Consider the following 12404-nt stretch of genomic DNA (forward strand, 5'->3'; position numbering starts at 1 on the left):
CCTCCCGTGCTCCCCCCGCGGTTCGTCAGGCGTCTGCTCTTCATCCCGCTGCTGTTCGCGGTGGCGGCGGTGGCGGTGGCGGCGGTTCCGGTGCTGCTGCTCGTCGGGGCGGTGGCCGCGCGCCGCCGCCACCGGTTCCTGCGGATCGCGGTCATCGCGGTCTGCTGGCTCGTCCTCGAGTGCGTCCTGCTCACGGCGTGCCTGGGCCTGTGGGTGGCCGGCGGGTCTCCCGAGGCGGTACGCGCGCGGCACTACGCGCTGTGCGGATGGTTCCTCACCCACATGTACGACGTCGCGGCCCGGATGCTCGGGCTCGTGGTCGAGGTCCAGGAACCGATCGACGCGGTCTCCGGGCGGCCCGTGATCGTGCTCAGCCGGCACGGCGGGCCGGGGGACTCCTTCCTCATCGTGCACTACCTGCTCAACGTGTACGGGCGGCGGCCGCGGATCGTCATGAAGGCCGCCCTGCAGCTCGATCCCTCGGTCGACGTGCTGCTCAACCGGCTGCCGAACCTGTTCGTGCCGGACGGCTCCGCGCCGCGCGAGCGGGTGGTCGACGAGGTCGGCCGCCTGGCGGCCGGGATCGGCCCCGCCGACGCGCTGCTCATCTTCCCCGAGGGCGGGAACTTCACGCCGCGCCGCCGGGTGCGCGCGATCCGCCGGCTGCGGCGGCAGGGCCGTCCGGACGCGGCCGAACGCGCCCGGAACATGGCAAACGTCCTGCCGCCGCGCCCGGCCGGCTCGCTCGCGGCGATCGACGCCGCGCCGGACGCCGACGTCGTCTTCGTCGCCCACACGGGTGCCGACGACCTCCTGACCGCCGGGGACATCTGGGGGCGGATCCCGTTGGACCGGCCGCTGCGCGCGCGGTGGTGGCGGGTTCCGCGCGAGGAGATCCCCGAGGACGACCGGGAACGATGGCTGTTCGACTGGTGGGAGCAGATCGACGCCTGGATCACGGACAACCGTCCGCGCCCCGCCGCCTAGGCGGACGGCGCGGTGCCGGAGCCGCGGCCGGGTCAGGCGGCGTCGTCGGTTCGCGCCGCGACGACCGCCACCGTGGAGTACGGCATCGTGAAGCCGCCGCCGAGCGCGTCGACGGCGGCTCCGACGCTCTCCAGTACCTCCGCCACCTTCTCCGGCGGAAGCCGGGTCATGTGCCCCTGGGTGGGGATCTGGTCCAGCCACTCGTCCCGCGTGTAGTAGTGCTCCCAGTCGAAACGCCACTGCTCCGGCTCGCCGAACCCGCCGACCTCGCGGATCCCGCCGGCGGCCTTGTCGATCATCATCTGGTAGGCGTCCAGGGCCGATCCGGTCGTCGGCATCCTGAAGGGGGAGTCGGGTGCCACCCGCCGGTAGACCGTGGCGAAGGCCTCCAGCACCTCGGCCGGGGGCTGGAACGCGTGCCAGAACGCCGCCAGCACTCCACCGGGACGCAGCGCCTGCGCCGCCTTGGCCGCCCCCGCGACCGGGTCGACCCAGTGCCAGGCCGTCGCGGCGACGACCGCGTCGAAGCGCCGCCCGGCGGGGTCCCAGGCCTCGACTGTCGCCACCTCGGTCTCGATCCCGCTGCGCCGCGCGAACTCGGCCATCCGCGCGTCGGGCTCGACGCCCAGGACGGTGCAGCCGGCCGCCTGGAACTGCCGGGCCGCCGTGCCGGTGCCGCAGCCGACGTCGAGGACGTCGCGCCCGGGAGCGGCGGCCACGATCCGCTCCACCAGGGCGTCGGGATAGCGGGGCCGGGTCCGGTCGTAACGTTCGGCGTCCACGCCGAAGGACTCCGCGACCTCTCGGGCTTGATGGGGCTGCCGCGAGGGGCCAGGCGCGTGTTCAGAAGGTAGAGTGGGCATGCGCCCACTATGAGTGGGCATTTGCCCACTCGTCAAGTCGTCCAGGGAAGGGCGGGATGCGCGGTGCCGACAGGTGTGGCCCTCCGCGATGTTCGTGAGCAGCTGTTCGACGCCGCCGAGCGAATCCTGTTGCGGGACGGGCCGAGCGCGCTGACCAGCCGGGCCGTCACCATCGAGGCGGGCTGCGCCAAGGGCGTCCTGCATCGCCACTTCGCCGACTTCGACGCGTTCCTCGCCGAACTCGTGCTGGACCGCGCCGACCGGATGGCCGGTCAGGCGGCGGCCCTGCGCGACTCGGCCGGGACCGGCACCGTCGTCGGCAACCTCACCGGCGCGCTGACCGGGCTGTTCGAGTCGGTCGCCGTGGCCATCGTCGCCCTCATCACCTTCCGCGACGAGCTGCGCGCCCGGCTGCGCGAGACCTGGCCGGTCGGCGTGCCGATCCTGACGGACGCCGCCACCATGATCGCCTCGTATCTCGCCGCCGAGCGGGAGCTGGGCCGCATCGCGGCCGACGCCGAGGTGGACGCGCTCGCGCCCACCCTGATCGGGGCCGGCCACCTGCTGTTCGCCGACCGGAAGGGCGTCCCGCCGGAGCCCGAGGCCGTCGAGAAGGTCGTCACCACGGTCATCGGCGGCGTCCTGCGAGAGCCGTCCTCATGACCGCCCGCAGGCCGCTCCGGCCGCCAGGTGGTCTCCGATGAGCCAGCCGAACCCCAGGGCGGCCAGGAGGCCGTTCCCGGACATGTAGCCCTCCGACGAGGCGCCGGAGATTCCGCAGGCCGAGCCGCCACCGGCGTACAGGCCGGGGATGACCCTGGACAAGAACGGCGAGACCGTCTCGCGGGGAACCGGCGCCGACTGCCTCGGCGGACCGCTCTACGCCGCCCTGTGGCTGGCCTCCACTCTGTCCGGCCTGGGCGACCCGCTGCGGGCCGGTGACATCGTCCTCACCGGTGCCCTGGGGCCGCCGTCCCGGGAGACGTCTTCGAAGCACGCATCGAGGGTCTCGGGAACGGCCGCACGACCCGTGGTCGTGCGGCCGTTCCGTGGCCGGTCTGCCGCCTGCCGTGAAGGATCACCTTCCGGTCAGCCGCCTGACGGGCCGCGAAGGATCACCTTCCGGCGCGGGAGATGAGCTGTCTCCAGGTGGCCGGGCCCACGACCCCGTCGACCGCCAGCGCCACCCGCTCCTGGAAGCGCCGGGTGGCGGTGTCGGTGTCGGGCCCGAAGACCCCGTCGACCTGCGCGGCGGACTTCAGGTCGCCGTGCTTGAGCAGCTCCGTCTGGGCCGCCTTGACGTACTCGTTCCGATCGCCCTCGCGGACGGTCGAGCCGATCGTCGTTCCGTCGGTCAGCCGCTGCCAGGTCGTCGGGCCGACGGCCCCGTCGACGGTCAGTCCAGCGATGCTCTGGAAGCCCCGTACGACGCTGTCCGTGGCCGGTCCGAACACCCCGTCGGCCGCGAGCGTGCGCCACTGGTCACGGGCGCCGCGCAGCAGGTACTGCAGCGCCGTCACGTCCGGACCCGTGCTGCCCTGTCGTAGGACCGGCCATGACACCGATGCCTGTTCGGTCATGCGATCCACCTCCCCATGGTGGTTCCCCCGCCGTTTCGCGGGGACATAGGGGAGACGCTCGCCTGACCAGCGAAGTTTCCGGTGGTCAATGACGAATCGCCGTTCGGTCAGCCGTTCCTGACCCTTCCGGAAGGCCGGACTTCGGGGGGACCGGCCGTCGACCGGTCGCCATTTCGGTCAGGACGGTTAATTCGCGACCATTCCGGCCGCAGGGCCTTGCGAACGGCCTCCCGTGGCGCGTACGGGCCGGGTCGCCTCCGGGCCGTACGCGCGGGCGCGATTCTGTCGTTGCCGAGTGCCAGGATCAGCCCATGTCGCCGGAAACGCTCAGGTCCGTCCTCCCCACCCCCCTGGAAGATCCCGCAGCCGAACCGGCCGGCGGTGAGCGACCGGCCGAGACCCCGCGGATCGTCGCGGCGGAGCAGGCGCTGGCCGGGCGGCTCGACGGCGGGACGGATCAGGCGCTGGCCCGGATCCGGGACCAGAGCTACGACTCCCGCCCGACCCCGGAGCACTGGGAACGGCTGGCGGACTCGCCGTACGCCGGGTTCGCGCGGACCGCGCTGGAGACCGCCGCCGCCCGGGCCACCGCGATCCAGGCGGGGGAGCTTCCCTACGTCGCCGACAGGGCGTTCAGCACCGAGGAGGTCGCGGTGCTCGGCCGGGCGTGCCGGGTCGCCCTCCTGCGCGACGAGCCCTGGCTGCCGGAGCTGTTCGACCGGCTCCTGCCGGCGATCGCGGTGGCGCCCACCCCGGCCCGCACCCTCCCGTCGCAGGCGCTGCTGTTCGAGCTGGCCCGGTCGGCGCAGGAGTTCCCGACGCCCGAGGCCGCGGCCGCGCTGCGCGCCGTCCGCGGCGTCGTCCGCCACGCCGGGGTGCCCAAGCAGCTCGACCGCAACCTGAAACGCGTCGACGCCGCGCTGAGCGAGCGCGCCGAGGTCGCCTTCCGGCTGCCCGACCTCGGATTCGGCCCCGACGGCGTGCACCGCTGTGCGGTCGGCGACTACGAGGCGCGGATCACGGTCGGCGAGGACGTGGCGCTGACCTGGCACCACCACGACGGGCGGGAGCTGCGCGGGGTGCCCGCCGCGGTCCGGCGTGACCACCCCGAGCGGCTCAAGGAGCTGCGGGAGCTCGTCAAACGGACCCGCGCCCACCTCACCACGCTCACCCGTGCCCTGGAGGCCGCGCTGCTCGCCGAGGCCGGACAGGCGTACGGCCGGTGGCGGGCGGAGCAGGCTGGGCACCCGATCGGCCGCCCCCTCATCGAACGCCTGCTCTGGGAGGTCGAGGTCGCCCCCGGGCAGTGGCGCGCCGGCCTGCCGGTCGAGGGCGGCCGGCGCTTCCTCGACGCCGCCGGGGAGCCGTGGGCCGCGGTGGACGAGGACGCCGTCATCCGGCTGTGGCACCCCATCCGCGCCACTCCCGAGGAGATCCGCGCCTGGCGCGACCACCTGACCGAGCGGCGGATCCGGCAGCCGTTCAAGCAGGCGTTCCGGGAGATCTACCTGCTCACTCCGGCGGAGCGGGAGACCCGGGGCTATTCCAACCGGTTCGCCGCGCACATCCTGCGCTTCCGTCAGCTGTACGCGCTGATGAAGGGCCGTGGCTGGGAGCCGCCCATGCTCGGCCCCTGGGACGGCGGGTACGAAGGGGAGGCGACGCGTGTGCTCCCCGGCCGAGGCTGGCGGGGACGCCTGTTCCTGGAGTACGCCGACCCCGCGCAGTACGAGGACCTGGCCGCCACCGACCAGGTCCGGTTCGAGCGCCGTACGGACGGCGAGTGGCGCGAGGCGGCGCCGGACGAGGTGCCGCCCGTGGTCTTCAGCGAGCTGATGCGCGACGTGGACCTGTTCGTCGGGGTCACCTCGATCGCCGCCGACCCCACCTGGACCGACCGGGGAGCGGACCGGCTCCGGGCCTACTGGCACGACACCGGCTTCGGCGACCTCGGCGCCACCGCCGAGGTCCGCCGGGACGCGCTGGCCCGGCTGCTGCCCCGCACCCGGATCGCCGAGCGCGCGGAGCTGACCGGCCGGTTCCTGCGGGTCCACGGGACGCGGCGCACGTACAAGATCCATCTCGGCTCGGCCAACATCCTCATGGAGCCGGACGACGCCTACCTCTGCATCGTCCGCTCGCCCGGCGACGCCACCGGGGACCTGTTCCTCCCCTTCGAGGACGAGCGGCTGTCGCTGATCCTCAGCAAGGCGTTCCTGCTGGCCGACGACGAGAACATCACCGACCCGGACATCCTCCGGCAGATCGAGCGGAGCGCCCCATGGCAGGCGTGACCTTCCGGGACGAGACGGCGACCGGCCGGCGATTCGACGAGATGTCCCTGCCTGGCCTGCCGGACCGGGTCACGGTCCGCGACCTGATCCGGCTCCGGGTGCGCGAGGAGGTCGCGCGGCACAACGGACGGCCCTCCCGCCACTTCCGTGGTCTCGTACGGCCCGAGGACGCGGAAGTGGAGCTGAACGGCTACCGGCTGCGCGAGCCGCGGCCGATCGACTGGGAGCGGCAGGCCGACCTGGCCGAGCGGGCCTTCCGGCGCAACGGCTTCTTCCTGCTGGTCGGCGACCGCCAGGCCGACGATCTGGACCAGGTCGTCGAGCTCTCGGCGGACACGGAGGTCGTCTTCATCAGGGTCGTCCAACTGGTCGGAGGCTGAGCCCGTCCGTCTGGTTTGGCGTCGAAGTGATCCCCCGGTAGAGTTACGGATGTCGGCAGGCGGGGACGGACCGGTCCGGACCTGGCAGGCCGACAGGGTCCCTCCGGGTGGCACCGGAAGCGACCCGCTTCTCATGTAGGGTCCGGGTTCGCCAAAACCCGGTTCGTACAAGGGGAGAACGTCCGCTAAGCTGGGCGTCGCCCGCACGGGAGACCGAGCAGGCAAACACGAGGTCCCGTCGTCTAGTGGCCTAGGACGCCGCCCTCTCAAGGCGGTAACGCCGGTTCAAATCCGGTCGGGACTACGCAGGTCGAAGGCCTGATCACCCTCGAGTGGTCAGGCCTTCGACGTTTTCCGGAGGCCGCCGGCTCGGGCGGGGGGTCGATCGTTCTCCGGCGGCCCCACCCGGGCGCGGGCTTCGCTTTTCCGCGACTCCCTGTTCGGGCGCGGGCGGAGGGCTACGCGTCGCCGGCCGCGGCGGTGAGCAGCGCGACGGCCTCCTCCCGCGACATGGCGGCGCCGCGGGCGCGCGCGGTGTCGAACGCCTCCGTGCCGATGAGCTCGCGCGCCCGGGCGGTGACACGGGCGACGTCCGGATCTCCCGCGAGGGAGAGGCCGCGCAGCGCGCTTCCGACGCCGAGGAGGAGGGCGGCCCGCTCGCCCTCGCCCCGGAGCACCGCCGACCCGGCCAGGGCCTCGGCACCGTGGGACAGGATCCGGAAGTCGCTCTGCGGGAGGCCGACGGCGAGCGCCTGACGGAACCGGGCCTCGGCCTCGACGGCATCGCCCGCGGCCTCGGCGATCCGGCCGAGCCCGGTCAGCGCCATCGCCCGGCTGTAGCGGACGATGAACCCCTCCGCCATGCACCTGTCCAGCGCGGCCTCGAAGTGACGACGCGCCTCCGCCGGATCGCCGCGGAGCCGGGCGACCTCCCCCAGGCCGATCAGGGTGTCCGCGATCGTCTCGGCCCCGCCCGACCGGCGGGAGAGGGCATGGGCGCGCTCGTAGTTCTCCCGGGCGGCGTCGAGGTCACCGCGGCGGATCAGCATCTCGGCGCGCAACTGCAGGCAGTCCGCCATGTCCTCGGCCGAGTCGAGCCGCCGGATGTGCTCGTACGCCTCGTCGAGCAGGGTCTGCGCCGCCTCCCAGTCACCGCGCCACACGGCGAGACGCGCGCGTTCCCCCAGCATCGCCGACAGTCCCCAGCGATCACCGAACGCGCGGAATCCCACCTCGCCCCGCGCGAACTCGCGCTCGGCCTCGGCAAGGTCGCCGACGAGGATCTGGCGGTACGCGTAACCGAAGTGGCGAAGGGCGCGGGACCACGGATCCCGGCCCATCCGCGCCTCCTGCAACTCGATGTTGGCCGCGGTGGGCCCGCCGTTGATCGCCCACAGGAGGGTCGACATCGGCCGCAGCGTCGGCCGGTCCGAGCCGAGGCCCGCCATGATCGAGTCGATCCGCCGCCGGTAGCCGTCCAGGGCCGGATCGTCGCCGCCGCCGTGCAGGGCGAGCATGACGCACAGCGCGTACTCCTCGCCCGCCCCGGCGGCCGGCGGCTCGTCGCCCATCAGGGCGAGCAGCTCGGTGGCCGTCGACCCGCCCTCGCTGCGCAGCCCGCGCAGCCACCAGTAGGCCGCCATCGCCGCCAGCATCCGCAGTGCCCTGGCATGATCGGTGCGCACCAGCAGGCGGAGCGCGGTCAGCAGGTTGCCGCGCTCGGTGTTCAGCCGGGCCAGCCACTCGAGCTGCTCGGCCCGGCGCAGGTGGGGTTCGGCCGTCTCCGCCAGCTCCAGGAAGTACGCGGCGTGCGCCGCGCGGACGCGCTCGGCCTCGCCGGCCTCGGCCAACCGCTCGGCGCAGAACTCACGGATGGTGTCGAGCATGCGGTACCGCCCGCCGTCGCCCTCGACGAGGGACTTGTCGGCGAGGTCGGTGAGCAGGTCGTCGACCTCGTCCTGGGCGAGCCCGCAGATCCGCGCCGCCGCCTCCGGCGTGGCGCCGCCCGCGAACACGGTCAGCCGCCGGGCGACCAGGCGTTCGTCCGCGTCGAGCAGGTCCCAGCTCCACTGCACCACGGCGCGCAGGGTGCGGTGGCGGGGCGCCTTGGTCCGGTCGCCCCGCGACAGCAGCCGGAACCGGTCGTACGGGGCCGCCCCGGAATCCTCGGCGCCCTCGGCCGCTCCGAGGCGGGCGGCGACCTCCTCGACGGTGAGCGTACGCAGCCGGGCGGCGGCCAGCTCGATCGCGAGCGGCAGCCCGTCGAGCGCGTCGCAGACGCGCGCCATGACGGCGACGGTGGAGGCGTCCAGCTCGAGACCGGGCCGTACGGCGGCCGCCCGATCGGCGAACAGCCGTACGGCGGGATAGGCGAGCGCGTCGGCCGGATCCGCGCCGAGCGGGGGCGCGGCGAGCGGCGTCAGCGGGCACAGAGCCTCGCCGGTGATGCCGAGGGCCTCCCGGCTGGTCGCCAGCACCCGCAGGCCGGGGCAGGCGCCGAGCAGCCGGTGCACGAGCCCGGCCGCCTCGTCGATCACGTGCTCGCAGTTGTCCAGGATGAGCAGGAGATCACGGTCGGTGAGGGCCTCGACGAGCCGTCCCGCCGGGTCGGGACGCGAGCCGAGGGGAGTGGCCATCAGGCCCGCCTCCCGTACGCCCAGCGCGTCGATGACCGTCTGCGCCACCGTGTCATCCGGGCCCGCGCCGTCCTCAGGGCGGCGCTTGACCGCCGCGAGGTCCACGAACCGGACCTCGCCCGGTGCCCGGCCGCCCGCCTCGACCGCCAGGCGGGTCTTGCCGGTCCCGCCCGGACCGACCAGCGTGACGAGGCGCTCGGCGGCGAGCAGGCCGCCGACGCGGGCCAGCTCCTCCCGGCGCCCGACGAAGCTGGTGAGCTGGGCGGCCAGCGTGCCGCGGGTCGCCGGGGCCGACGGACGCTCCTGCGGCCGGTCGGCCGTCAGGGACAGGTCGGCCCGGAGGACGGCGAGGTGGACCTGGACGAGTTCCGGCGAGGGGTCGGCGCCGAGCTGGTCGGCGAGCGTGTGCCGGGCGTCCTCGAACACCGCGAGGGCCTCGGCCTGCCGGCCGGCGCCGTACAGGGCGCGCATGAGCAGGCCGCGCAGGCGCTCCCGCAGGGGATGGGCGGCGACCTGCTCCCGGAGCTCGATCACCAGGTCACGGTGGTCGCCCAGCATCAGCCGCGCCTCGGCGTGGTCCTCGAACGCCTCCAGCCGGAGTTCCTCGAGCCGGGCGACCTGTGCCTCGGCGAACGGCGCGGCGGCCACGTCGGCCAGCGCCGGCCCGCGCCACAGGTCGAGGCCCGCGCGCAGCAGGGCGGCGGCGCGGCCCGGATCGCCGTCCGCCAGGGCGCGCCGGCCGTCCCGCGCCAGCCGTTCGAAGCGGAGGGCGTCCACCTGGTCGGGGTCGACCGCGAGACGGTATCCGGCGGGGTGGAACTCGACCAGGTCACGGGACCCGTCGGCGGCGCCGAGACCGCGCCGCAGCCGGGACACCTGGGACTGCAGGGCGTTCGACGTACCGGCCGGGGGCTCCACGCCGTACAGGCCGTCGATCAGGCGTTCGGCGGTCACCACGCGGCCCGCGTCGAGGAGGAGCAGGGCCAGCAGGGAGCGTACGCGCGGCCCTCCGACCGAGATGGGGGCGCCGTCGGAGGCACGGACCTGCAGCGGGCCCAGGATGCCGAATCGCATGCCCCTGATTGTCGCGGATGATCACATCGGCGTCGCCGCGGCGTTGACGATAATCAATGTTGACCGGTATCGACGAACGCGGCCAGCATCCCGATATGCCCTACGAAGATCTGGCCCGGCTCTTCGCGGCCGCACCGCGCCTGTTCGCGACCTCGCCGCTCTACGGGCGCCTCGGCGCGGTCGTCGCGGCGGACGAACGGCTGCTGGCGATCGCGGCGGAGGCCCGCCCCGGTCAGGTTCCGACGAACCTGCTGTTCGCGGCGGTGCACTACCTGCTGCTGCGGGACCCCTCGCACGAACTGGCCGCCTGGTACCCCACGACCGGTGCGGAGCGTGCGCCGGAGCGCGATCCGGGCCCGGCGTTCACCGACTTCTGCCTCGGCCGGCGCGCGGAACTCGTCGCGCTCATGCGCGGCCGCCTCGTCCAGACGAACGTCGTGAAACGGGCGACGGCCCTGCGGCTCGGCCTCGCCGCCGTCGCCCGCATGACCGAGCGGAGCGAGGGAATCGAAGGCGCAGCCCCTACGAGTCGCCCCTCCGAAGGGCCCCTGACCGACGAGCCCGTCACGCTGATCGAGGTCGGGTGCAGCGCGGGTCTGCTGCTGCGGTTCGACGAGTACCGCCATGACCTCGGCGGCCGGACGTGGGGCCGACCCGCCTCACCGGTCGAGATCCGGACCCGGTGGCGCGGAGCCGGGCCCGCGCCGGACCTCGGCCCCCTGCCGGCCATCGCCGACCGCGTCGGCATCGACCTGCACCCCGTCGACGTCACCGACCCGGACGAGCGGCTCTGGCTGCGCGCCCTGATCTGGCCGGAGAACCGCGCGCAGGCGGATCTTCAGGACGCGGCCCTGCGCGTGGTCGCCGCCGATCCGCCGCGGACGGTCGCGGGCGATGTCGTGGAGGTGCTGCCGCGGGTCGTCGCGGACGTGCCCGCGGGTACGCCGGTGGTCGTGTTCCACGCCGCCACGCGCCTGCACGTCGCGGAGGACCGGCGTGCTCGGTTCGACGAGGTGATCGCGGCCGTGGGACGGACGCACCGGCTGTTCCACCTGTCGCTGGAGGGGGCGCCGGAGTTCGACCTGCTCTGCTTCGCGGTGCGCCTGCGGCACGGGGACGGGGCCGAACGGCTGCTGGCGCTCGCCGACGGTCACGTCGAGTGGATCGCCGGACCGGAGGACGGGCCCCCGAGGGAGGACGACTGAGCGATGCGGCCGCCAGGCAACCGGAATGAGTACGGGCGTCAGGCGATGGAGAACGCGGCCCAGACGGCCTTGCCGCCGCCCAGCAGGGGAGTCCAGCCCCAGGCCCTGCTGATGGCGTCGATGATGTGCAGGCCGCGCCCGCTCTCGGCGACGTAGTCGGGCTCCCGCATGCTCGGGGCCCGGTCCGCCGGGTCGGTGACCATGCACACCAGGTGGCAGCGGTACCGGACGAGGACGAGCCGGAGGGCCTCCTCGGCGTCGACTCCGCAGCGCAGGCCGTGACGGATCGCGTTGGTCACGAGCTCGGACACGACTACGGACGCGTCGTCGTAGAACCGGGCCAGACTCCACTCCGCCAACGTCGTCTTCGTGACGTGCCGCGCGATCTTCGGCGACTCGGCCTCCGCCGGCAGATTTCGGGCGGCCACCCAGGGGCGGTCGGGGACCTGGTGCGGAGCGTTGTCGAGACGCGTCAGCCAGTCATCCCACCCTCGGTGTGCGAGGGGGATACCGGTGGTCTCGCGTAGCGGAGACTTGGTCATTGGCGAACCCTGGGGGAAGTCGTGTTCGTCGCGAGGCGCCCGGTGCGCCGCTTCCGCTATCTTGCTCCTCAAGTCGTGCATATGCAAGCACGCTTGCACACTCAGATGCACGTGCATCTGAGTGTGCAAGCGCGTGGGGGAGCGGGCGTCCGGCCGGCGCCATCAAGGTGCGACCGGGCATTCTCGACAGCGGCCAGGAGGGGCGAGGATGTATCAGGCCTACAACGGAATGTCGGCGTCGCTGCTGCGGGAGGTCAGCTGGCTGAAGAGCCGGGCCAGCAACCCGAGCGGCAACTGCGTCGAGCTGGCGGAACTGCCCGACGGCGCCATCGCCGTACGGAACTCCCGGTTCCCGGACGGACCGGCGCTGCTCTACACCCGCGCCGAGATCGACGCGTTCATCAAGGGCGCCAAGGACGGAGAGTTCGACCACATGGTCCTCTGAGGGAACTCATGTCCCGTTGAACTGACCACTTTGCAATCGGCGGCCCCGGTGGGACACTGGGCGGATTCCGGTGTCCTGAGGGGAGCGCATGATCGGTTCTGCGCCTGATGGCGAGAAGGCTGTGAGCAGCATGTTCGGTCATCATCGTGGTGGGCCGACGGTGCTGCGTATTGTGCTGGGGTCGCAGTTGCGGCGGTTGCGTGAGGCGCGGGGGATCACGTGTGAGGAGGCCGGTGAGGCGATCCGGGCGTCGCATTCGAAGATCAGCCGGATGGAGTTGGGGCGGGTTCGGTTCCGGTCGCGGGATGTGTCGGATCTGCTGAGTTTGTATGGGGTCGCCGATCAGAAGGAGCGGTCGGCGATGTTGGCGTTGGCGGAGCGGGCGAATGAGCCGGGGT

The 12404-nt window shown here is 73.4% G+C and carries 13 protein-coding genes and 1 tRNA gene; 9 read left to right on the plus strand and 5 right to left on the minus strand.

The window, feature by feature from the left end:
• Positions 1–6 precede the first annotated feature (6 nt).
• Positions 7–987: a 1-acyl-sn-glycerol-3-phosphate acyltransferase gene (locus ABD978_RS22015; protein ID WP_345357460.1), complete on the plus strand. Its 981-nt coding sequence runs from the start codon at positions 7–9 to the stop codon at positions 985–987.
• Between the two features lie 32 nt (positions 988–1019).
• Here the strand turns inward: ABD978_RS22015 and ABD978_RS22020 are convergent, their stop codons facing one another.
• On the minus strand, positions 1020–1850 hold the full coding sequence (locus ABD978_RS22020) for a class I SAM-dependent methyltransferase (RefSeq protein WP_345357463.1): 831 nt from the start codon (positions 1848–1850) through the stop codon (positions 1020–1022).
• 63 nt (positions 1851–1913) lie between these two features.
• Here ABD978_RS22020 and ABD978_RS22025 point away from each other — a divergent pair, with 63 nt between their 5' ends.
• Complete coding sequence (locus tag ABD978_RS22025) at positions 1914–2513, plus strand: TetR/AcrR family transcriptional regulator (protein WP_345357466.1); 600 nt, start codon at positions 1914–1916, stop codon at positions 2511–2513.
• On the opposite strand, the gene ABD978_RS22030 is transcribed toward ABD978_RS22025, so the two are convergent.
• Positions 2508–2675: a hypothetical protein gene (locus ABD978_RS22030; RefSeq protein ID WP_345357469.1), complete on the minus strand. Its 168-nt coding sequence runs from the start codon at positions 2673–2675 to the stop codon at positions 2508–2510. The two genes, ABD978_RS22025 and ABD978_RS22030, sit on opposite strands and share 6 nt — an antisense overlap.
• Between ABD978_RS22030 and ABD978_RS22035 the strand changes: the two genes are divergently transcribed.
• The gene (locus ABD978_RS22035) at positions 2662–2988 is read left to right on the plus strand and encodes an FAA hydrolase family protein (RefSeq protein WP_345357472.1); all 327 of its coding nucleotides are present in this window, start codon (positions 2662–2664) and stop codon (positions 2986–2988) included. The genes ABD978_RS22030 and ABD978_RS22035 overlap by 14 nt on opposite strands.
• On the opposite strand, the gene ABD978_RS22040 is transcribed toward ABD978_RS22035, so the two are convergent.
• On the minus strand, positions 2966–3430 hold the full coding sequence (locus ABD978_RS22040; RefSeq protein ID WP_345357475.1) for a peptidoglycan-binding domain-containing protein: 465 nt from the start codon (positions 3428–3430) through the stop codon (positions 2966–2968). The two genes, ABD978_RS22035 and ABD978_RS22040, sit on opposite strands and share 23 nt — an antisense overlap.
• Before the next feature lie 311 nt (positions 3431–3741).
• Here ABD978_RS22040 and ABD978_RS22045 point away from each other — a divergent pair, with 311 nt between their 5' ends.
• From ABD978_RS22045 to ABD978_RS22055, 3 genes are all read left to right on the plus strand, one after another.
• The gene (locus tag ABD978_RS22045) at positions 3742–5724 is read left to right on the plus strand and encodes a DUF4132 domain-containing protein (protein ID WP_345357478.1); all 1983 of its coding nucleotides are present in this window, start codon (positions 3742–3744) and stop codon (positions 5722–5724) included.
• Complete coding sequence (locus ABD978_RS22050) at positions 5712–6104, plus strand: hypothetical protein (protein WP_345357481.1); 393 nt, start codon at positions 5712–5714, stop codon at positions 6102–6104. The genes ABD978_RS22045 and ABD978_RS22050 overlap by 13 nt, the downstream gene beginning before the upstream one ends.
• A gap of 231 nt (positions 6105–6335) precedes the next feature.
• Positions 6336–6408: transfer RNA gene (locus ABD978_RS22055), tRNA-Glu, on the plus strand.
• A 154-nt stretch (positions 6409–6562) separates the two neighbouring features.
• On the opposite strand, the gene ABD978_RS22060 is transcribed toward ABD978_RS22055, so the two are convergent.
• Entirely contained in the window at positions 6563–9814 is a 3252-nt protein-coding gene (locus ABD978_RS22060) for an AfsR/SARP family transcriptional regulator (protein WP_345357484.1), read from the minus strand.
• Positions 9815–9909: 95 nt separating this feature from the next.
• Between ABD978_RS22060 and ABD978_RS22065 the strand changes: the two genes are divergently transcribed.
• On the plus strand, positions 9910–11019 hold the full coding sequence (locus ABD978_RS22065) for a DUF2332 domain-containing protein (RefSeq protein WP_345357487.1): 1110 nt from the start codon (positions 9910–9912) through the stop codon (positions 11017–11019).
• 38 nt (positions 11020–11057) lie between these two features.
• On the opposite strand, the gene ABD978_RS22070 is transcribed toward ABD978_RS22065, so the two are convergent.
• Positions 11058–11561 carry an ATP-binding protein gene (locus ABD978_RS22070; protein WP_345357490.1) on the minus strand — a complete coding sequence of 168 codons (504 nt, stop codon included), beginning with the start codon at positions 11559–11561 and terminating at the stop codon, positions 11058–11060.
• A gap of 208 nt (positions 11562–11769) precedes the next feature.
• Here ABD978_RS22070 and ABD978_RS22075 point away from each other — a divergent pair, with 208 nt between their 5' ends.
• Positions 11770–12006, plus strand: a complete 237-nt coding sequence (locus tag ABD978_RS22075; RefSeq protein ID WP_345357493.1) for a DUF397 domain-containing protein — start codon at positions 11770–11772, stop codon at positions 12004–12006.
• An 88-nt stretch (positions 12007–12094) separates the two neighbouring features.
• The coding region (locus tag ABD978_RS22080) for a helix-turn-helix domain-containing protein (RefSeq protein ID WP_345357496.1) at positions 12095–12404 on the plus strand (310 nt) is incomplete at its 3' end.

The sequence above is a fragment of the Actinoallomurus liliacearum genome (genome assembly GCF_039542035.1).
GTDB classification, from domain to species: Bacteria; Actinomycetota; Actinomycetes; order Streptosporangiales; family Streptosporangiaceae; genus Actinoallomurus; species Actinoallomurus liliacearum.

Bases quoted from the DNA above. Each gene is read 5' to 3' on its own strand.
- ABD978_RS22020 (WP_345357463.1), bottom strand. From the start codon at position 1,850: ATGCCCACTCTACCTTCTGAACACGCGCCTGGCCCCTCGCGGCAGCCC.
- ABD978_RS22035 (WP_345357472.1), top strand. From the start codon at position 2,662: ATGACCCTGGACAAGAACGGCGAGACCGTCTCGCGGGGAACCGGCGCC.
- ABD978_RS22040 (WP_345357475.1), bottom strand. From the start codon at position 3,430: ATGACCGAACAGGCATCGGTGTCATGGCCGGTCCTACGACAGGGCAGC.
- ABD978_RS22045 (WP_345357478.1), top strand. From the start codon at position 3,742: ATGTCGCCGGAAACGCTCAGGTCCGTCCTCCCCACCCCCCTGGAAGAT.
- ABD978_RS22050 (WP_345357481.1), top strand. From the start codon at position 5,712: ATGGCAGGCGTGACCTTCCGGGACGAGACGGCGACCGGCCGGCGATTC.
- ABD978_RS22060 (WP_345357484.1), bottom strand. From the start codon at position 9,814: ATGCGATTCGGCATCCTGGGCCCGCTGCAGGTCCGTGCCTCCGACGGC.
- ABD978_RS22065 (WP_345357487.1), top strand. From the start codon at position 9,910: ATGCCCTACGAAGATCTGGCCCGGCTCTTCGCGGCCGCACCGCGCCTG.
- ABD978_RS22070 (WP_345357490.1), bottom strand. From the start codon at position 11,561: ATGACCAAGTCTCCGCTACGCGAGACCACCGGTATCCCCCTCGCACAC.
- ABD978_RS22075 (WP_345357493.1), top strand. From the start codon at position 11,770: ATGTATCAGGCCTACAACGGAATGTCGGCGTCGCTGCTGCGGGAGGTC.